Annotated in this window: 13 protein-coding genes; 6 read left to right on the top strand and 7 right to left on the bottom strand. The window is 39.3% G+C overall.

Going from position 1 to position 21,546, the window contains the following annotated elements; all coding sequences use genetic code 11:
• Window positions 1–51: 51 nt before the first annotated feature.
• Entirely contained in the window at window positions 52–4,035 is a 3,984-nt protein-coding gene (gene putA, locus G3341_RS13230) for a trifunctional transcriptional regulator/proline dehydrogenase/L-glutamate gamma-semialdehyde dehydrogenase (RefSeq protein ID WP_163862377.1), read from the bottom strand.
• A gap of 455 nt (window positions 4,036–4,490) precedes the next feature.
• On the opposite strand from putA, the gene putP reads away from it, so the two are divergent.
• Window positions 4,491–5,975, top strand: coding sequence for a sodium/proline symporter PutP (gene putP, locus G3341_RS13225; RefSeq protein WP_154624122.1), 1,485 nt, complete (start codon window positions 4,491–4,493; stop codon window positions 5,973–5,975).
• A gap of 244 nt (window positions 5,976–6,219) precedes the next feature.
• On the opposite strand, the gene G3341_RS13220 is transcribed toward putP, so the two are convergent.
• The 6 genes from G3341_RS13220 to G3341_RS13195 form a co-directional block, all read right to left on the bottom strand.
• Entirely contained in the window at window positions 6,220–6,966 is a 747-nt protein-coding gene (locus tag G3341_RS13220; RefSeq protein ID WP_154624123.1) for a glutathione S-transferase family protein, read from the bottom strand.
• A 417-nt stretch (window positions 6,967–7,383) separates the two neighbouring features.
• Window positions 7,384–8,787: a D-serine/D-alanine/glycine transporter gene (gene cycA / locus G3341_RS13215; RefSeq protein WP_163862374.1), complete on the bottom strand. Its 1,404-nt coding sequence runs from the start codon at window positions 8,785–8,787 to the stop codon at window positions 7,384–7,386.
• Window positions 8,788–9,880: 1,093 nt separating this feature from the next.
• Window positions 9,881–10,870 carry a Csu type fimbrial protein gene (locus G3341_RS13210; protein WP_163862371.1) on the bottom strand — a complete coding sequence of 330 codons (990 nt, stop codon included), beginning with the start codon at window positions 10,868–10,870 and terminating at the stop codon, window positions 9,881–9,883.
• Between the two features lie 54 nt (window positions 10,871–10,924).
• Window positions 10,925–13,303 (bottom strand): fimbria/pilus outer membrane usher protein, encoded by a 2,379-nt coding sequence (locus G3341_RS13205; RefSeq protein ID WP_163862368.1) that lies wholly within the window; start codon window positions 13,301–13,303, stop codon window positions 10,925–10,927.
• Window positions 13,275–13,991 carry a fimbrial biogenesis chaperone gene (locus G3341_RS13200; RefSeq protein ID WP_244316434.1) on the bottom strand — a complete coding sequence of 239 codons (717 nt, stop codon included), beginning with the start codon at window positions 13,989–13,991 and terminating at the stop codon, window positions 13,275–13,277. The genes G3341_RS13205 and G3341_RS13200 overlap by 29 nt, the downstream gene beginning before the upstream one ends.
• Window positions 13,992–14,022: 31 nt before the next feature.
• Window positions 14,023–14,547 carry a Csu type fimbrial protein gene (locus tag G3341_RS13195; protein ID WP_432279732.1) on the bottom strand — a complete coding sequence of 175 codons (525 nt, stop codon included), beginning with the start codon at window positions 14,545–14,547 and terminating at the stop codon, window positions 14,023–14,025.
• Window positions 14,548–16,478: 1,931 nt separating this feature from the next.
• Between G3341_RS13195 and flhD the strand changes: the two genes are divergently transcribed.
• From flhD to cheA, 5 genes are all read left to right on the top strand, one after another.
• Window positions 16,479–16,826 (top strand): flagellar transcriptional regulator FlhD, encoded by a 348-nt coding sequence (gene flhD, locus G3341_RS13190; protein ID WP_154622961.1) that lies wholly within the window; start codon window positions 16,479–16,481, stop codon window positions 16,824–16,826.
• Window positions 16,826–17,413 carry a flagellar transcriptional regulator FlhC gene (gene flhC, locus G3341_RS13185; protein WP_154622986.1) on the top strand — a complete coding sequence of 196 codons (588 nt, stop codon included), beginning with the start codon at window positions 16,826–16,828 and terminating at the stop codon, window positions 17,411–17,413. The genes flhD and flhC overlap by 1 nt, the downstream gene beginning before the upstream one ends.
• 96 nt (window positions 17,414–17,509) lie before the next feature.
• Window positions 17,510–18,397 (top strand): flagellar motor stator protein MotA, encoded by an 888-nt coding sequence (gene motA, locus G3341_RS13180; protein ID WP_163862359.1) that lies wholly within the window; start codon window positions 17,510–17,512, stop codon window positions 18,395–18,397.
• Between the two features lie 7 nt (window positions 18,398–18,404).
• Window positions 18,405–19,364: a flagellar motor protein MotB gene (gene motB / locus G3341_RS13175; protein WP_154622962.1), complete on the top strand. Its 960-nt coding sequence runs from the start codon at window positions 18,405–18,407 to the stop codon at window positions 19,362–19,364.
• Window positions 19,365–19,431: 67 nt separating this feature from the next.
• Window positions 19,432–21,531, top strand: coding sequence for a chemotaxis protein CheA (gene cheA, locus G3341_RS13170; RefSeq protein WP_163862356.1), 2,100 nt, complete (start codon window positions 19,432–19,434; stop codon window positions 21,529–21,531).
• Window positions 21,532–21,546: the final 15 nt, after the last annotated feature.

Raw genomic sequence — 21,546 nt, 5'->3', positions numbered from 1 at the left:
TAAATAAAACGACGCCTGAACCTAATATTAACTAGGCTCAGGCGTTTTTAATTAGCCAATGGTCATTAGGCTTGCATTACCACCTGCTGCTGCGGTATTGATGCTCAATGAACGTTCATGGACTAATCTTTCAAGTAATAAGTTGGTTTCACCACGTTCGAAACCTTGTACTGAAATGATTGGGCCTTTACGTTGAGCGATACTCTCGCAGACAACTTTGAGTTGGTCACTGTCACCATGATAAATAACGGCTTCAATATGGCCATGATGTTCTTGCCAATTTTTTGTCATTGCAACTGCATGACGCACTTTTTCAGGCAGTGATTTGTAGAGCTTTTGGTGGATCTCACTTTCAGGCCATAATGCTTGGCAGCCGCTGGCAAGAACCCCAGCCAATTGCACTAAACAGTCTTTTTCATTATCACTAAGACATAAAATCGTGCCACGTGGTGTTAAGGTATACGTGTTCTTTTCACCCGTAGGTCCCGGTAGTAAACGTGATGTACCTGCTTGTGCATGGCGTGCAAATTGCTCTAATACTTCAGATTCTATATGGTGTTCTTGTTTCTCTAACCATGTAGAAAGGGCATTGAAAGACTCAAGTAGAATAGGGCGTGCAGTGGCATCTAGTGCAAGCTCACTATCTTGTCTTTCGAGCGTACGAGAGACAGCATTATCTGGACGTTCACTTAATAATCGATACAGATAGAGTGGTCCACCCGCTTTCGGTCCAGTACCCGACAGACCTTCACCACCAAATGGTTGAACACCGACAACCGCACCAACCATATTCCGGTTAACATACAGGTTGCCAACTTTGGCTCTTGCAACGACTTGGTTGATGGTTTCATCAATTCGAGTATGAACGCCTAACGTTAATCCATAACCCGCAGCATTGATCTGCTCAATAATATCAACGAGTTGTTCTCGTTTGTAACGAACAACATGTAGCACAGGACCAAAGATTTCTTTTTTCAGTTCACTGACGTTATCCAATTCAATCAATGTTGGTTTCACATAAGTACCTTCAGATTGCTCATGGAGATCCTCATTATGATTGAATACGGCTTGGAACACCTCTTTGCCTTTGCTACGCATTTGTTGAATATGTTGCTCAATATTCTCTTTAGCTTCGCTATCAATGACAGGCCCAATGTCAGTATACAGATGCTCAGGATTCCCCATACGGCACTCTTCCATCGCACCTTTAAGCATACGAATTGTGCGATCCGCGACATCTTCCTGAACACACAAAATACGTAAAGCCGAACAGCGTTGACCCGCACTATCGAACGCGGAAGCGACCACATCGGTGACAACTTGCTCCGTTAAGGCTGATGAATCCACGATCATCGCATTCAACCCGCCCGTCTCGGCAATGAGTGGTGTTGGGCGGCCTTGAGCATCCAGCCTGCCTGCAATGTTACGTTGCAATAAACCTGCCACCTCAGTAGAACCAGTAAACATAACGCCACGAACTCTTGTATCACCAACCAGTTTCGCACCGATAGTTTCCCCTTTACCCGGTAAAAATTGCAATACTTCACGTGGAATACCCGCCTGATGGAGTATCGATATTGCAATTGAGCCTATAAGAGGAGTTTGCTCCGCCGGTTTTGCTAATACGGTATTACCTGCCGCTAATGCTGCCGCTATTTGCCCTGTAAAAATAGCTAATGGGAAGTTCCATGGGCTAATACAGACGACAGGACCTAGTGGTCGATGCGTATTGTTATCAAAATCATCTCTGACTTGAGTTGCATAATAATTGAGGAAATCGACGGCTTCTCGAACTTCTGAAATCGCATTCGCGTAGGTTTTACCCGCCTCACGAACAAGCACATCTAACAATGGCTGTAGCTGTTGCTCCATGATATCAGCGGCACGTAGTAATATCGCCGCACGCTCTGAAGGTGGAGTAGCAAACCAAATCGCACCGGCATCACTGGCGATATTTAATGCATATTCAGCTTCCTCTAACGTTGCTTCACGCACGTGACCAACAATATCGGAATGGCAGGCAGGATTAATGACAGGCACTCTGTTTTCGGCTGCTTCCGTAGATTGATAATCCCCTCCTAACAGTGGCTGAGCTAATTTTTCCTGCATTGCAGCCGTTAAAAGAGCGCTAGAAAGTGAAGCTAAACGGTGCTCATTTGACAGATCCAGCCCCATTGAATTGACGCGACGCTGGCCATAAAGATCACGAGGTAATGCAATTTTAGGATGCGGTAAACCAATTTGTCCTTCGACTTTAGAAAGCTCAAGTACTTCTTTCACTGGGTCAGCAACTAACTCATCAAGAGGAATCGTTGCATCCGCAATACGGTTAACAAATGAAGTGTTAGCTCCATTTTCGAGTAGACGACGAACCAAATAGGCTAACAACGTTTCATGAGTACCAACTGGCGCGTAAATACGGCAAGGACGATTAAGCTTGCCGTCAGCAACTTTTCCAACCACTTGTTCGTATAGCGGCTCCCCCATGCCATGTAAGCATTGGAACTCGTATTGGCCTGGATAGTAATTTTTCCCTGCAATTTGATAGATAGCAGCGAGGGTATGAGCGTTATGTGTTGCAAACTGTGGATAGATAAGGTTTGGAACAGACAATAATTTACGAGCACAAGCCAGATATGAAACGTCAGTATAGACCTTACGTGTATAAACAGGATAACCTTCTAAGCCATCAACTTGTGCGCGTTTGATCTCGCTATCCCAATAAGCCCCTTTAACTAGACGGATCATTAATCGACGCTTACTGCGTTCTGCAAGATCAATAATAGAGTCGATTACAAATGGGCAGCGCTTTTGGTAGGCTTGGATGACGAAGCCAATCCCATTCCAACCGGCAAGTTTAGGCTCGAAACAGAGTTTTTCGAGTAAATCGAGTGAGATTTCTAAGCGATCTGCTTCTTCCGCATCGATATTGATCCCCACATCATATTGATGTGCTTGTAGCACTAATGATAATAAACGAGGATACAACTCTTCCATGACGCGCGAATATTGTGCGCGACTGTAGCGGGGATGCAAGGCAGATAATTTAATAGAAATGCCTGGGCCTTCATAGATGCCTCGGCCATTAGATGCTTTACCGATTGCATGAATAGCTTGTTGGTATGACACCATATAATCTTGGGCATCTTTTTCTGTTAGTGCTGCTTCACCTAACATGTCATAAGAGTAGCGAAACCCTTTTTCTTCCAGTTTCCGAGCATTTGCTAATGCTTGTGCGATAGTTTCACCAGTAACAAACTGCTCACCCATCAAGCGCATCGCCATATCAACGCCTTTGCGGATTAATGGTTCACCACTCTTACTAATAATACGGTTTAAAGAGCTAGAGAGTTTTGCTTCATTATGTGTAGAAACTAATTTACCAGTGAACAATAAGCCCCAAGTTGCTGCATTGACAAACATTGAGCTACTTTGCCCTAAATGGGATTGCCAATTACCCGTACTGATTTTATCTCGGATCAGTGCGTCACGTGTTGCTTTATCTGGGATACGTAATAGCGCTTCAGCTAAGCACATGAGCGCAACACCTTCTTGTGAAGAAAGTGAAAACTCTTGTAATAAGCCTTGAACTAATCCAGAACGACCAATGCCATTTTTTTGGTTACGTAGTTTTTCCGCTATGGAGTAAGCCAACTGGTGTGCTGCATCGGCTTGTTCAGCGGGCAATTGCGCTTGTTGCAATAACATGGGAAGCGCTTGCGTTTCAGGAATGCGATAAGCGGATGTAATCGCTGAGCGTTTAACCGATTGGGGTAAAATATGTTCAGCAAAATCCAAAAAAGGCTGATAATTCGATTCTGTTAGTGATTCTTCTTCTGATATTTGGCCGTCTTTGTTATCTTGTCCTGCGGAGATCTCAGGGATGAACTGCTGATTATCAAGCTGTTCAAGATAATTGAATATGGCTTGCTTAATTAGCCAATGCGGCGTGCGGTCAAGACGTTGAGCAGCAGTTTTAATGCGTTCACGAGTCGCTTCATCAAGTCTCACACCCATAGTTGTCGTACTACTCATCCCATTTCCTCTAAATAATTAGCTACTAGAAACAAAAAAGTTACACATCAATAGCATGATGTTGCAACTTTGTGCAACGTTGTTAAAGCCTATTCTAAAGGAATTGTGAAATATATCGTATTTTTATTTGTTAAATGAGATGGTCAATAATAACAAATTAATTTTTTATTGAAAATCAATCGGTTGAATTCAACCCCTTAATGAGTGGAATGTTAATCAATCTATTAACTTTAGTACCACTAATTTAACATTTGTGATATGGGTATCGTTTATGGAATAAAATGGCGTTAATTTCTTGTTAAATGTAAATGAGTTTGTCTAGCATGCTAAGGTGATATTTTTTATTAAGTGCAACACAACACAAACACAAGACACATAAATTTATAATTTAATTTGTTAACGTGCAATTTAGTGCAACAAACCAAAAAAGAATAACTATTCTATGGAGAAGACGGATGACTGTAAGCACTCCGATGATCATTATGTTCATCGTATATATTACTGGCATGTTACTTATTGGCTATTTAGCTTATCGCTCAACGAAAAATTTTGATGATTATATTTTAGGCGGGCGAAGTTTGGGTAGCGTGGTAACAGCCTTATCGGCCGGTGCCTCCGACATGAGTGGGTGGTTGCTAATGGGGTTACCTGGCGCTATTTTCCTCGCGGGTATTTCAGAAGCTTGGATTGCGATAGGATTGAGTTTAGGCGCTTACCTCAATTGGCTATTTGTCGCTGGGCGTTTACGCGTTCAAACTGAGAAAAATAATAATGCGTTAACCTTGCCTGATTATTTTACTAGTCGCTTTGAAGATAATAGTAAAATTTTGCGTATTATCTCCGCTGTTGTCATTTTAGTGTTCTTTACCATCTACTGTGCTTCTGGTGTTGTCGCTGGTGGCCTATTGTTTGAAAGTACTTTTAATATTAGCTACGAAAAAGCAATGTGGCTTGGGGCATTAGCAACAATCGCATATACATTCCTAGGGGGATTCTTAGCGGTAAGTTGGACAGATACCGTCCAAGCCTCGTTAATGATATTCGCATTGATTTTAACGCCTATCGTGATCATCTTCTCATTAGGCGGTGCCGATACCGCAATTGAGGTGATTAAAGCTAAAAACCCTGAATATTTAGATATGTTTAAAGGGTTGAATTTTGTTGCCATTATCTCGCTATTAGGGTGGGGGCTAGGCTATTTCGGGCAACCACATATTTTAGCTCGCTTTATGGCTGCGGATTCTCATCGTACTATCCGTTCTGCTCGTCGCATCAGTATGACTTGGATGATTTTGTGTCTTGGTGGAACGACGGCTGTTGGTTTCTTTGGTATTGCTTATTTTGAAATGAATCCTGCATTAGCCTCTTCGGTTATGGGGAATAATGAGCGTATTTTCATGGAGCTAGCGGGGATACTCTTTAATCCTTGGATTGCCGGTATCTTATTATCCGCTATTTTAGCCGCGGTTATGAGTACATTAAGTTGCCAATTATTAGTATGCGCAAGTGCTTTAACTGAAGATTTGTATAAGCCATTCATTCGTAAAAAAGCAAGCCAGAAAGAACTCGTTTGGGTTGGTCGTTTAATGGTTCTGTTAGTGGCAGCGATTGCGATCTACATCGCAAGAGACCCTGATAGCAAAGTTCTGGCACTGGTTAGTAATGCATGGGCTGGTTTTGGTGCGGCTTTTGGTCCCGTTGTCTTAATGTCAGTATTGTGGAAGCGCATGACACGAACAGGGGCTCTTGCAGGGATGATAGTTGGAGCTGTCACAGTATTAGTTTGGATGAAGTACAAGTGGTTTGCACTGTATGAAATTATTCCTGGCTTTATTCTTGCGACTATTGCAATTGTCCTTGTTAGCCTATTAACAAAGGCACCAAGTGCTGCTGCTCAGGCGCGTTTCGAACAAGCTGAGGCGGAATATAAAACGAAGTAATTTATAAAATAAAGTCCCCCCAGTAGTTGGGTAATCAACTGCTGGGGGTTTTTTATGAGCAAATAGAAAATGACTATTGAATATTGTTCATTGATTTTATTTTGTATAGCCTTATTTTTTGAGCATTCAAATCTGAGCTTGTGGGGATGTTTATTCACCGCAAGTGATGGTAAAAATAATCAACTTTGAGTAAGGCGCTCAGTTTGTTTCCTTTAGACTTGTCTAAACCGCTTATCCGCTTTTGTTACCCGATGACTTGTTCACAAGTATCAGCTATCCACGCTGGAGACCCTTTAGAACCCCCGTTTAGTGCCAGTATTTGTGGAACAATGTAATCCCATGCTTTATGTGAAAGCCTATAACTTGGCCTTGACTCGAGCTTTGTTAACCAGCCACAGATATTAGGGTATCTTTCTATTATTTGCTTAAAATTGGGGTCAATCCTTAAAGCAAAAATATCGCAAGCATAGAGTAAATCTGCGGCGGAAATATCATTTCCAGATAAGAAATCTTTGCCTTCAAGCAGAAAATCTAAATTTTTAAACATAGCATGAAGTGCATTTAATTTAGCTTCAATCTCAATTGCTGAGGGTTTTGCTATCCCGAGATATGCAGGCATTAATAGTACGGGAAGAAAATATTCCAATGTTGAAATTTTACGAAGATTCGTATGATACCAAGATAAATGTTTATTGATGACAGCCTTAGATCTATGGTTCGCTCCAAACCATTTATCACTACAACCGTGAATATCGGTAAGGTAGTTCATGATTGCCGTTGCTTCGGAAAGGCAAAAGTCGTTGTGCTGCATTGCGGGTATCTGATGCAACGGATTGACGGCTAAAAACGCCTTAGAAAGATGTTCTCCTCGCGTCAACCACGTGTATTTGATATCGATGGGAATATTAGCCTCAATACAAAGCCAGTGAACTGCTCTACTTGGCTCTGAGGTAGGATCATGAAAAATAGTCAATGCGGATAAATTTGTCATTTTTTACCTTTAATTTAACGTTGCTCATTAGACATAAAGTGAACTTTACGATCATGTTTATGACTTATCTCTTTCAATGTAATACCAAAATAAATTAATAAATAACAGCTCAACTGCTTAATAATCTGTCGATATTTATTCTCTACACTAACTTAAGTAAACGGCGGCATTAATAAAAGGTGCTTGTACGGTTAGGAAAAAGTGCATTGAAAATGTACTAGCACAGATGAAGAAGATTGAGCTGATGATATTTGGTTCAGAAATAGCCATATCGATAGGCTATAGGTATGAATGCATAAGGTATTACGAAGTCGATAAAAGTTAAAAGGCCTGAGTTCAGGAGTGTCTTGAATTCAGGCCTTTTAAGCTATTTGAATAACATATTCAATTTTATAGTAGCGCTTTACTATCTGGTCTTTAATGCGTTTTCTTACGGCGTTTAACGACTTGGTAACCAATTAATAGAATGATAAACCAGACAGGAGTCGCGATCAGTGCTTGTCTTGTATCATGTTGAAATGCTAGTAGCACTACCATAAATGCGAAGAAAGCCAAACAAATCCAAGACATCACAATACCCGCAGGCATTTTATAAAGTGAAGCTTTATGAAGCTGTGGGCGATGTTTTCTAAATTTGAGGTAACTGTATAAGATCATACTCCAGATAAACATAAATAGGATCGCTGATACAGTCGTGACTAATGTAAAAGCATGCATGATATCAGGAATAAAATAGATCAGTACGATACCAAAGCTGAGACAAATACAGGTAAAGATCAGTCCCGTGGCTGGAACAGCTTTTTTTGATAAACGACTAAACTGTTTTGGTGCATCGCCTTCTTTTGATAGGCCAAATAGCATGCGGCTGGTTGAAAAGACGCCACTATTAGCCGAAGAGGCTGCCGATGTCAGTACAACAAAGTTAACAATACTCGCAGCTGCCGGTAAGCTAATCAATACAAACATTTCAACAAATGGGCTTTTATCCGCTAAAATTGTGCGCCATGGCGTTACCGCCATAATCACAATCAGCGATAACACATAAAAGGTAATGATCCTAAAAGGAATAGCATTAATTGCTTTTGGCAGAGATTTCTCAGGATCACGGGTTTCTGCTGCGGCAGTGCCGACCAATTCTATTCCTACAAAGGCAAAAATGGCGATTTGGAAGCCCGCGAAAAAGCCACTCATTCCCATCGGGAACATGCCGCCATCATTCCAAATATTACTTAATGATGCAGTATGACCTGCCGGTGATTGAAAGTTCATGGCGATTAAAGTGCCACCAACGGCGATGAGCGTGACAATGGCAACAATCTTGATCATGGCAAACCAGAATTCGAGTTCACCAAATAGCCTGACAGACACTAAATTCAGCGTTAATAGAACGACAACGCAAATAAAAGAGGTCACCCATTCAGGAAAATCGGGGACCCAAAAACTGACATAGGATGTAATGGCGACAATATCGGCAATACCTGTAATGACCCAACAAAACCAATAAGTCCAGCCGACAAAAAAGCCAGCCCAAGGACCAATGAGGTCGGATGAAAAATCACTAAAGGATTTGTAATTGAGGTTGGAAAGTAATAATTCGCCCATGGCTCGCATGACAAAGAAGAGAATGAAGCCAATAATCATATAGACAAATATGATTGAAGGGCCCGCGAGTGAAATGGTTTTCCCAGAACCCATGAATAGCCCAGTTCCGATCGCGCCACCGATAGCGATAAGTTGGATATGGCGGTTACTCAGGCTACGTTTTAGCTGTTGCCGATCAGCAGACGAGCGTGTTGATGTTGTGGATTGATTTTCTTCCATCGGTATTTATCCAAAGAGGTTGGTTAGTGCGGTCACAGTATATTTTTAGTTGTGTGACAGTGTTTGCATAAATATTGTGACACAAATCTCAGTCAGTGTAAGGAAAACTTAACTGATTGTAAGTAGAGTGGTGATATCTTAATCCAAAGATAACACCAAATTAACATCAATAACCAAAATTTAATTATATAAATAAAATAGCAGAATAATGTGGATTCTGCTAAATGAGAGAGATTAAATAAATTTATCGGATTGTCAGCTCAGTAGGTAGAGCGATTGGTTTTGAGCCACAGCCAAACAGTATTGCGGTCGATAATCGAATAGCGAAAGCATTTTTTGAAATGAATAGTTCTATTCTTGATGGATATTTTAACTTAATTTCAAGCGTTATATTACTTAGTTTTCAATCACACTGATCGCCTACAGATTCAGGAATATTAGCCTCAGCGTTTATCAGGAGTTAATACACTAAGCAATCGATTGTTTATGATTACTTGATATTGTATTCCCATAAAATGTTTTAATGGGAGAGTGACTAATGTTTCTAAACTAGGGCTATTGAATCAGTCATCTTCATATGACTGATAACTCTGAAGAGTAATACCTTTGTTAACCTTGAAAAAATCTTTGCTGCTTGATGCAGCAAAACGACACGGTTATAAAAGTTAAATGGGATATAAAAAATACTCATACCGACTACGAAAAATAGCGGTTAATTATCCATTCAATGTACGCATAAAAAAGTGAGCGCCCGCCAAACGCTGCTCTTCTTTCGCAACAATGCAATGATTGCTAAGAAGCTCCCCTTGTAATGACCGTTTTGATAATAAATAAGCCAATTGCCGGATAATTAGATTATGTATTATCAAATTCCGGCTTGCTTGCGCATCCCACAAATCGCAATATGATACCAACAAGGCTAATTATCATTCAATTATTATTCAATTCTCATAATATTAATTTTTTCCAACCAAGAGCGAAAATATTAGAAAAAATCTATGTGTATTAAGTAACAAATTACTTGAGAATAACCTTTGGGAACGGTTTTTTCTTATCAGGGTGACGCAAAATACGCTAATGATTCTCTGGTATTTTAATAGGTTACATTAATAGTGACGGTATCGCTATAACTGCCTGGAGGATAATTTGTTGATGGTACCGTGACATAAACCGGGTAGTCTTTAGTGATCCCCGAGCCAATATCGGTAATTAAATTTAAAGGATTATTTCCCCACGTTGCGCCATTTAACCCCGGTGTTGAGCTTAATTGATAAGGGATTTTTTCAGTAGTCGAAATACTTTGTAACACCCCTGAACCTTGTAAATTATTATTTGAGGGTAAGAGTCCGATACTAAACGGTGTTGTATTTGTACAAGTGACCGAAATATGGCCACTAGCCGCTGCATTATTTGTTGAGCTCTGTACACTGCCAATATTAATGTCTCCATTACTTGATACTAGGCATTGATCAGTAATTGTTGCGGTTACGACAAAAGGAAAACTAGGGCCAACAATTGAACCACAGCTATTAGGCGTACTAAGGATACCAAGATTTAAGGTTGAGGTGGCTGTTAGTGAGGTATAAGTGTCAATATAAGTTGCAGGAATAACACTTGATTGATTAACTGATAGTTGAGCGTAAATAGTCACTGAACCAGTCGCAGGTGTTAGTCCTTGGTTTAAGCTTAATTTAATCATAATTGGACTGGAGCCAGAAATATGTTGACTCCCCCAGATTAGACTATGATTTGCATTTTGATAGAGCTGATAATTAATGGGACTATTTAATCCAACTGGTAACATTTGGCGAGAGGTAATTTGTCCAGAAACGCTGGAGATACCAATATTTAAACAAAGTGTGGCACCAACAAGTGTTTCGAGAGTTTCTTTAGTACAGCTATAATTAAAGGTCAAAGAGGTGGTTGCCACGTTATTCGTTAAAGGCATTATGTGACCAAAATTCAATGTGCTAATATTTGAAATGGAGCAAGCTAGGCTATAAGCGTGACGAGGTAAATTTAAAGACAGAGATAAGAAAAAAACAATGCAAGATATTTTATATTTTCTATGAAGAGTTAACATTTTTTATCTCCTATTCAATTTGTGATTGAATATAGTGAGTAAGTATTAGGATACTTACTCTGAATGGCAGCGTAATGGCCCAATTTGAGGAATAAGTTCCTCCGTTTTGGGATAGTGGAAAGTGAGGCTACATTGCTCTTTACCGTAATTAATGAAAAGCGTATTGCTTTCTTGTAATGTATCGAAATAAGCCATTCCATCGTATCCAATTGTGATTAGATTTTCTTTTTGATCATTTAATTGAACTAGGCTACCTGCGGGCAACAGTCTTCCTTCAGCATCTGAAAGAATAACGAGTGCGGAATGTGTTTTTAATAGTTCAAATGTTGCGAAAACACCGGAATGGTATTTAGGTATGACTTGTATACTCGATTGCTTGACCTGTATATTGGCTGGAAGGTCTGTGGAATCTAAAGCTAGAATATTTTTTTGATAACTATTGAGTGACGGTATTAACAGTAACCCGTCATCATCAGTAATACCAACAATAGAGTTTTCTAATTTAATTGGAATATGGCTGATACCGTTAGTTGAAACGATAGCAAAACTGTTCATGATGGATTTTGAAATAAATAAACCATTACCGATAGTTGCTATAGCGCCACTCGCGCCAAGATATTGTGAATTCATTTGGTTTATTTTATTCATACCCGCGCTGACATCTATTTTATCGGTAAGATAACGAATATCTATTTGATGATGGCTTTCATCACCTTGTTTACTTGCGGTTATATCCCAACCTAATCCACCTTCGTTAGTGATCGATTTATTGGCATTAATTTGATGCAAGAATCCATCTTTATTGTGTTGGCTAGTCATGCGGATACTCTTGTTATTTTCAAATAGCAGAGTCGCGGCAAGATAAAAAAGGCTTTCTTTATCATCATTGAGTTTTTTATTCATGCTGGCGCTAAGATATAGATTATCACCGAGGGATTTATACCAACTCACTCCTAAATAATGAATGGCATGATCATGCTGAGGACGAAAACCTAAATAGGATAGATTAATATTGCCAAGGGTTTCAAAGTGATAACCTATAGTGGTATTACCGTTAAATGCATAGGGTGGGGATGAATAGGTTGCGGCAATATCTTGATATTTAGAGGTGGTAGTGGTGGCGGATGCCCCGAAATTAAAGTGATTATTTGACCAATAGTAACTTGCATAATAAAGCCAGCCTTGGCTATTTAAATCAGAGCTTACGGCAACAGCCGTTGAGATTGTGCCGCCTCCCATTTTTGGGATCCAATCACCTTCAATACCTAAATTGATTAAATCAGTTGTTAATTCAGAATGGGCACTTGCAGTGAAGTGATTATTCATACCATAACGCAATGTGGTACTTGCAATCGGTGAATTGGCATAGTCAAAAGATCGGAGGGCATAATTTTCGCGTACGACACCAAATTCAGTGGACCAATCAAAAATGCCTTCACGTAGTAATGTTTGGTCATTATAGAATGAAATGTTTTGCACGTTTGCTCTACCTAGAGAATCAGTCAGGATGATTTGTGCATTTCCCTCTCCATTAACGCTCGGCAAACTGTTCAAGGTAAAATGACCTATAGGAACTTCACCGCTATAGCGTTTGATACCATCAATATATAACTCAACATTTGAAGGAAGTGTGGCGGAGCCATAAAAAGCGATTAACGGGGCGGTTGGAATATAAGGCTGCAAAGAAAAGTCAGTCGCTATTTGTAGCCCTGCTATCCGAGTTGCTCGTGACCAAGTTAGTGAACGAGTTATGGTATCGCCGATATTTAAAAATAGTTTTTTATCTTCAAAAGAAGAACGCCAAGTTGTGTCTAAACGAATAAAAGGTTGGCTGAACTCGCTGTGCCCAAACGTGTTTTGGGTTTGTTGTGTCGTACTAAATAAGCCTTGTTGATTAAATAATCTCAATTCTGAAAAGCTACTTAATGCAGTGGTTTTATTTTTTACAACACGTAAATCATAGTTGAGTAAAGCACCAGAGGAGGATTTTGCCTGCACTTGTTCCGATGGGATAAGTTCGATTGTTGTCGAGCCGAGTTCTAATAATGAAAGAGGAGAATGAATTGCAACGGCTTGTTGGTTGGGATCATAGTGGTAGCTAAGGCCGGTTAATTCATCCAAGCAAATAGTCTTAGCATGCGTTTTTATTGCTTTGAAACGCAGTTGTTTCAGTGTTTCTGTCGTGGTACACAGCCGATCATTATCGTAGCCAAAACGAGCAATACCAAAATGAGTTTGGTTAATTGTGACTTCAAGATACAGTTCGGTACCTGATAATGGCGTTGTGTCATTGAACACATATTCCACTGTCGTAGAGGTGATATCGGATTGAGCGATAACAAATAGGGGATAAAACATCACGTATAGCAGTGAGATATCTGCTAAGTAATGATGATGAAAGCGATTAGAGGGGGTAGGATTGTCGCTCACCATTGATCATTACTTTTATTTGGTTGTTGGGGGCGGAGCATAGGTCAGTCAGTTTAATATTCCATTGCATAGTGGATTGCGGTAAGACGTATCCTAATAAACCTGAATTAATTACCGTCGTTTTACCTTTACAATTTATCAAACGAATATCTGACAGCTGGGCATGTGTATTGCCTCTGTTATGTACAACTAGATAGCTTTGGGATTGGAATTTTTTTATTTGCCATTCTAATAACGTGCTGGGAGGAGGCATGTTTAAAGGTTGAATAAAAATAGGCAATGAATAATGTAAAACAAGCCGTAAATGACTGCTGTTTTTCTGAGGTAATGGAATTTCATTAATTGAGAGTCGATATGCTTGTTCTTGGTTCCCTAGTAGGTTGTTGTTACGAATAACCCTGATAAGCTGTTGTTCATTGGGGAGAAGCTTTATCATTGGTGGACTAATCATGATATCTCGAGTTGGTGTTAATTGGTTACCTAAATTCTTTTGTTGCCAGATAAATGTTCTCACCTGAACTTGTATAAGGTCTTTTCCATTATTACTTAACCAAATTCCGGCTGCTTTTTGTTGCGCGGTGAATGTCAATGTCACGGGTGTGACTTGCAACCCACTCGCACTTATCTGGTTGGAAAAACTGATAGTAGCGAGTAGGTTGATGAACAGTAGAATAAGGGGGCATTTAATCAATTTGCTCTTCCTTATACTGAAACAGTTACGTTTAGTAATTAACATTGACCGTAACTACATCAGAATAGGTATCCGGTGTAAAATTGGCATTCGTCACCACGGCATAAACGGTGAAAGTTTGCGTTTCTCCATTACCTGTTCCAGACACCCCATTTCCTTCATCAAATAATGTTGTTGTATTTCCCCAATTAGTGCCAGTTGCAGAGGTTTGCTTTAATTGATAGGGGATCCTATCTGTATTGCCTGTTGGATTGGTGAGTGGTGCTAAATAGCCACTACCTTCGTCAGTACCTTTATTTGCAAGAGAGGGAGCGAGTCCAATATTAAATGGTGTGTTTTTTGAGCAAGTGACACTGAGTATATTACTTGAAGATAAATTGGTGGTATTTGAAGTGACTGATCCTAAGTTGATATTTGAGCCAACACTGATCTGACAAGTACTGGTGACTGTCATGAGTACTTGAAAGGACGTTGTTGCTAAGTTAGCACCATAAAATGGCGATGATACAAAAGCTAACCCAATAAGAAATTGTGTTTTCTTCATTGTCAATAGCATAGAAAACCTCGCATAGCCGTCTCTGGCATAGATATATATTAATCATGGGTTTTTCTGTTTTAACAACTCAGATGTGTTAATTGTTTAATCATAATTGGAGTAAAGGCAATATTATTATCCATTATTTTTTGTATTTTAATCTTTGATCATCCTGAGGCTCTAGATAACGTATTAATAATGTTTACATTTTTATTGTTTAAAAAACGAACACTGCTTGAGCGGCGTCGTGATTTTAAGCAGTAAAAAATGAAAACTAAATCAGTTGTTTGAATTTTGGTTTGCAAATAAAGCTGATTATTAGGGGATTTTCTTGTTTATGTTTATCTATGTTTTTATTTGGTTTTTTTGTATTTTTAATCGATTAAATAGCAAGCGTTTCGTAAAGTAGATAGCTTTCCATGGCAGTTAGCGTAACTCAGCAGCAGAATATTTTGTTAATGCTTTGGGGCATGACAAGGTGAATTTGCGTCACGAGTTTTCATCAAAATGAGCGAATTAATTAGAAAATTTTCAGAAACTCCAAAATGGATTGTGATGTCATTCACATTTTCATCATCACTTTTTATGTCTAAAAAGCTAGCAATTTAGTCTTAAAATCAAAATTTACGCTTCAAATGAAAATTTGAAATGAAAAGAGAGAGTTGATGGTTAGGTCGAATGGTGACTAAGAAATTTTACTTATGTTGCCTTTGAGGAAATGAGTGGATTGTTAAAATAAAAATATATAGTAACATGTATTGATAATCTCTTTTAGTTACTATTTGGTGTCCACTATGAAAGCAAATTTTATCTCTATTAAAAAAAAGCGTTAATCGGATAATCCTTGAAAATTTATGATTTTTCACAAACAGTGAAATAACAATTGAAACAAAAAATTAATAAAAAATGTATTTTTAACATGCGAATAATTTGTCTTTTTAGCTTTAATGACAGTAGCTTTGGAAATGTAGGTTGATCATTTCATTAAAAAAAACAGCCTAGAATAATTTACTCGTAAAAGGGAATTTATTATGTAATGAATAAAAGTGTAATACTTTAAATAATTAACTTAACCAAAATAAATATTAGTCAGCTGAATTTACATATATAGAAATTCAGTTTTATATGAAAAATGACCTACTCTTTTATGAGTAAAAATCACCCTAAAAAGTAAGGGTGAATAATAATCAATAGCATCTCATTCATAAATTTTACTTATCAAATATTAAGTGGAATTAATAATGCATCATTTAATATTCTGTATTTAAAATAGCCACTCTATGTTGAGAAATTTTGAATGAATAATATTGGGTTTATCGAACTAATTGAAATTTAATAGATAAAGTGAAATTTGTTGTAGCTGTTATTTTGACCTACCACGAAGTTGGTCTGGACTTTCTTAATAACTTTGTTTGATATGGATCAATATCCTGTTTTGTATGTTGTGATTGGTTATTTGCGTTGTTTATTCAATAAATAGGAGTGAAAAAATCAACTAAAATCCTATCATTTGGTTTAAGTTGATCTTATGTGTCGCGGTTATTTGAGATATGGAAGAGTAAGATAAAGATATAATGAAGAAATCTTTATGAATCGATGGATTGTTACCCTAAAGGAATAAAAAGAAACATAAGCATCTTGAATAGTTAATCCAGTGGTGCATAATAAATACCGACTGAAATTGATATCGGTAAATTCCGACATTTATTCAAATTTTAGCTTTGCCATTATTGTCTGTAGGTATTCAGGAAATAGATTTAATTTAAGTTTTAATTTTTGAGTATTTTATACCCCTTACTAGGTATTCGCTTAATGAATCACATGAAAAGGCAATGGAGACTGTCACCTAGTATATTTTTCTAATTATTAAAAATTAGGTTATAGAAACACATTTAAACTTCATGTTTGTCCTATTTGAACGTAGATGTAGGTAATATTTAAAAGGAAAAAAAATGACCTCAACAACTGATTTTCTGAAGCATATATACGATATTAATCTTTCATATCTACTGCTTGCTCAAAAACTTATCTCCCAGGAAAAGGCCTCTGCTATGTTCCGGCTTGGTATTTCTGAATCAATGGCGAATACATTAGCAGATCTTTCTCTCCCTCAATTGGTCAAATTAGCAGAGACAAACCAGCTTATCTGTCAATTTAGATTTGAAAACAGTGGCACAATAGAGAAATTAACTCGTGACTCAAGGGTAGATGAATTACAACAAATTCATACAGGTATATTACTTTCAACTCACTTGTTGCAAACGCACAAGGCAAATGACAATGAAACAGCGAGAAAATGATGAGTAGCATTACTGAAAAAAGTATTGTTAAAGAAGCTAGCGATATTCGCCTTGCGATGGAACTGATTTCTTTAGGTGCTCGTCTCCAAATGCTAGAAAGTGAGACTCAAATTAGCCGCGGGAGGTTAATTCGTTTATATAAAGAGTTAAGAGGGTGCCCACCACCAAAGGGAATGTTACCGTTCTCAACAGATTGGTTTATGACATGGGAACAGAATATCCATTCATCCATGTTTTATAACGCCTATCAGTTTTTAATCAATACAGGGCGTTGCAAAGGTGTGGATGCCATTGTAAAGGCTTATCGTTTGTACTTGGAACAATGCGCACCACAATCAGAAGAACCATTATTAGCTTTAACACGCGCGTGGACACTTGTTCGTTTTGTTGAAAGCGGCATGTTGCAAAGCTCTGTATGTAGCTGTTGCCATGGCTCTTTTATTACTTATGCACATATACCCGAAAATAGTTTTACTTGCAGTTTATGCCAACCGCCATCAAGGGCAATAAAAAAACGTAAACTTTCCGAACATCTCGCCGATATAACGGTATATCGACAGGATGGCATTACTAAAGCGGTAATGTGATTGGATTGATTTGGTCAACAGGTCTTAAGATTACCTGACTTTCCTTATATTCCCTTTAACTGCCATCTGTTACATAACTGAGTTGAAGGGAATATTGTGTTAATACTCATCGGATATATCATTGTTACAGGTACAGTTATCGGCGGCTATTTGATGCTCGGTGGGCATTTAGGGGCGCTTTATCAACCTGCGGAATTCGTTATTATTTTAGGTGCTGGCTTCGGTGCATTCGTTGTTGGTAACAGTGGTAAATCGATTATCGCCTTATGCAAAGTGTTACCACGCTTATTTCGCCGTTCTTCCTACAACAAAGCAATGTCGATGGATTTGATGGCATTGTTGTTTCAGTTATTAAATAAGTCACGTCAAGAAGGCTTGCTCGCACTTGAAAAAGATATTGAAAATCCTCAAGAAAGCGAAATTTTCTCTCAGTATCCCCGCGTTTTAAAAGATCAAACTACGCTGATGTTCGTGGTGGATTATTTGCGTCTAATGGTGACGAGTAATCTTCAAAGTCATGAAATAGAAGCTCTGATGGATGAAGAGTTAGAAACTTTTCGCCAAGAAAGTGAAGTCCCCGCTTCTGGACTGAATATGGTCGGTGATTCGATGCCAGCATTCGGTATCGTTGCGGCAGTATTAGGTGTGGTGAATGCATTAGGTTCAGCGGATCGACCCGCTGGCGAACTGGGGGCATTAATTGCGCATGCCATGGTTGGTACTTTTTTAGGTATTTTAGTGGCTTATGGATTTATTTTACCGCTTGCCGCACTTATTCGTTTACGTACGAGTGAGCAACTCAAAATGATGGAATGCATCAAAGTGACATTCCTATCTGCATTGCAAGGGTATGCACCACAAATCGCTGTCGAATTTGGACGTAAGGTTTTATACAGCACGGATCGTCCTTCTTTTATTGAGTTAGAAGAGAGGGTTCGTGAAGTGAAAGTGGGTAATCGTTCACAAGTTCAGAACGAGGAGTGAGCAGCCGATGAGAGCAAATAACGCCCATATTATTCGTGTTAAAAAGCGTGTTTCAAGCCATCAAGGTGGACATGGTGGCTCTTGGAAAATCGCCTATGCGGATTTTATGACGGCGATGATGGCATTTTTTTTAGTTATGTGGCTGATTTCTATATCAAGTCCACAAGAGCTAACTCAGATAGCGGAATATTTTCGTACCCCATTAAAAACAGCGATTAATCCGGGTGCGAAAAGTGGTGATGCGACAAATCCAATACCAGGAGGGGGCAAGGACATCATATTTCGTGATGGAGATGTTTTGCCTGAACCGAATAATGAGATTCAAGGTCATGCTAATTTTCAGTTTGAAAAACTAAAGCGTTCGCTTGAGCAAGCCATCCTCAAAGACCCTCGATTAAATGAACTCAAGCCTCACTTGTTGATCGATATGATTGATGAAGGGTTGCGTATTCAAATTGTTGATAGCGCAAATCGCCCTATGTTTATGGTCGGTTCGGCACATGTCGAGTCTTATATGCGTGATATTTTGCGCGCGCTTGCTCCGTTACTTAATGACGTTCCTAATAAGATCAGCATCTCAGGCCATACGGATGATCTGCCGTATGCCAATGGCGCAAACTATAACAATTGGGAACTTTCCGCGGATAGGGCAAATGCCTCACGCCGTGAACTGATCGCTGGCGGACTCACCCAAGATAAGATTTTACGGGTTGTTGGTATGGCTTCCAGTATTCATCTCGATAAAAGCAACGGATTAGCGCCGATCAATCGCCGTATTAGCATCATTGTATTAAATGAAAGTGAAACGGAGCAAATCTTACATGAATACGATGGCGCAACAACCTTGAGTGAAGTGTTACATAAATCTTCATCAAGGCCTGAGCCTTCCTCAATTGGAAATGCAGAAAATGCAACCAATGAGGACGCTCATTCATCATCAATATCAACACCAACACCTTCAAACTGATTGAGTTGTATCGCCATTTATCGGCCTACAACATGAAGTGAAACCTAAGCTAAATTGGATAAGAACCATGGATATTACTGAGTTTTATCAAACGTTTTTCGATGAAGCTGATGAGTTACTTAGGGATATGGAACAACATTTGCTTGAGCTCGATCCTGTCGACCCAGATAGCGAACAGTTAAATGCAATCTTCCGTAGTGCTCATTCAATAAAAGGTGGAGCTGCGACCTTTGGTTTCACACAGTTGCAAAACACCACGCATACATTAGAAAACCTGCTCGACAAGGCACGTCATGATGAACTGACATTAACACCTGATATCATTGATATTTTTCTTGATGCAAAGGATGTGATGGCCGCACAACTTGAAGCTTATAAAAATGATTCATTACCGGATGAAGAATCATTTAAGCATATTTGTGAAGTACTTGGACGTGTAGAGCAGAAAGCCGAAGAAGTGGTTGTTGAAGAAACCAGCATCGCATTACCCTTGAACCAATCAACCTCTGTTCAAGTTGCTGAAGACACGATAAAAAGTGAATACGAGCATTATTTTATCATCACGCTTAATCAATTGAAAAAGAATGAGGTAGAGCTATTAGCGGAGGAGTTAGCGCTATTCGGCACCCTGTATAACACACAAAAAACAGCAGATAGTTTAACGGCTTGGGTTGGAACCAATACAGCAATTGAAGATATTTGTGGCGTGTTATGTTTTGTTGTTGATGAGTCACAGATCAGTCATCAATTAACCAATGCACAAACCTGTTTAGCTTACCTACTCGCAGACAGTAATAATGAATTAGAAGCGGCTGATTCAGCAAATGTTGCTTCAGAAGCGGTTGATTCTGCAAAAGAGGTTGAACAGGACCTTAACAAGGAAGCGCCTTCAACCGCGGCAGTCAAGCCTAAAGCAAATGCAGACTCTCGCAAAGCTGTCTCTTCAAAAACAAAAGCCGATTCTAGTAGTATTCGTGTCGCCGTGGAAAAGGTTGATCAGCTTATTAATTTAGTGGGTGAGTTAGTGATTATTCAGTCCATGCTGACTCAACACAGTCAGCAGCTCGACCACAATGAATATGGTGATTTACTGAGTTCGATAGTGCAATTGGAACGTAACTCTCGTGCATTGCAAGAGTCCGTTATGTCGATTCGTATGATGCCGATGGATTACGTTTTTAGCCGTTTTCCTCGAATGGTGCGTGATATTGCCACTAAGCTCAATAAAAAAATTGAGTTAAAAGTCGAAGGTAGTGCGACAGAGCTCGATAAAAGTTTAATTGAACGGATTGTTGATCCCCTTAATCACCTCGTTCGTAACAGCCTTGACCATGGTATTGAAAAGCCTGATGTTCGGGTTGCTAATGGCAAGCCTGAAACCGGTACATTAACACTCTCGGCATCACATCAAAGTGGCAATATTTGTATTGAAGTTCGGGATGATGGCGCAGGTCTCAATCGTGAACGTATTCTTGCAAAGGCTCGCTCTCAAGGCATGAGTGTTCATGACGGCATGAGCAATGAAGAGATTGCCATGCTGATTATGGCACCGGGCTTTTCAACCGCAGAAGTTGTCACCGATGTTTCTGGGCGTGGTGTCGGTATGGATGTTGTAAAACGCAATATTCAAGACATGGGCGGACGCATTCAGATTGGTTTCACCGAAGGAAAAGGCACCATCATTCGTATCTTACTGCCGCTTACCTTAGCCATCTTAGATGGTATGTCAGTGAAAGTTGCAGAGGATGTATTTATCGTTCCACTAAGTGCCATTATCAGTACGTTACAACCACGCCAAGAAGATATTTATCGCCTTGCGGGCGAAGAAAAAATGTTACTGGTCCGCGGCGAATACCTTCCCTTAGTTGAATTACATCAAGTGTTTAGTATCACTGGCGCTGAGCGCGACTTGGCCAATAGTATCGTACTGATCATTCAACATGCCGGACATCGTTTTGCATTATTGGTTGATAAGTTGGTGGGGCAGCAGCAAGTCGTTGTTAAAAATATTGAAAGTAATTACCGCAAAATTCCGGGAATTTCTGCCGCCACCATTATGGGGGATGGCTCTGTCGCACTGATTTTAGATGTGGCTGAGCTACAACAGATGAATAACAGCATTTTGCTGAAAAAGAAGCAGCAAATTGCACAACCCGTTCTGCACTAAATAGAGATAGAGGCT

The organism is Providencia vermicola (assembly GCF_010748935.1).
Lineage (GTDB): Bacteria > Pseudomonadota > Gammaproteobacteria > Enterobacterales > Enterobacteriaceae > Providencia > Providencia zhejiangensis.
Note: the sequence above shows the minus strand (reverse complement) of the source record. Positions and strands in the feature narration are given on the sequence as shown.

Coding starts and splice junctions, on each gene's coding strand:
- G3341_RS13195 (WP_432279732.1), bottom strand. CDS start 14,547: ATGCTATTGACAATGAAGAAAACACAATTTCTTATTGGGTTAGCTTTT.
- putP (WP_154624122.1), top strand. CDS start 4,491: ATGACTGTAAGCACTCCGATGATCATTATGTTCATCGTATATATTACT.
- cheA (WP_163862356.1), top strand. CDS start 19,432: ATGGATATTACTGAGTTTTATCAAACGTTTTTCGATGAAGCTGATGAG.
- G3341_RS13210 (WP_163862371.1), bottom strand. CDS start 10,870: ATGTTAACTCTTCATAGAAAATATAAAATATCTTGCATTGTTTTTTTC.
- cycA (WP_163862374.1), bottom strand. CDS start 8,787: ATGGAAGAAAATCAATCCACAACATCAACACGCTCGTCTGCTGATCGG.
- G3341_RS13220 (WP_154624123.1), bottom strand. CDS start 6,966: ATGACAAATTTATCCGCATTGACTATTTTTCATGATCCTACCTCAGAG.
- motB (WP_154622962.1), top strand. CDS start 18,405: ATGAGAGCAAATAACGCCCATATTATTCGTGTTAAAAAGCGTGTTTCA.
- flhD (WP_154622961.1), top strand. CDS start 16,479: ATGACCTCAACAACTGATTTTCTGAAGCATATATACGATATTAATCTT.
- G3341_RS13205 (WP_163862368.1), bottom strand. CDS start 13,303: ATGGTGAGCGACAATCCTACCCCCTCTAATCGCTTTCATCATCATTAC.
- putA (WP_163862377.1), bottom strand. CDS start 4,035: ATGAGTAGTACGACAACTATGGGTGTGAGACTTGATGAAGCGACTCGT.
- flhC (WP_154622986.1), top strand. CDS start 16,826: ATGAGTAGCATTACTGAAAAAAGTATTGTTAAAGAAGCTAGCGATATT.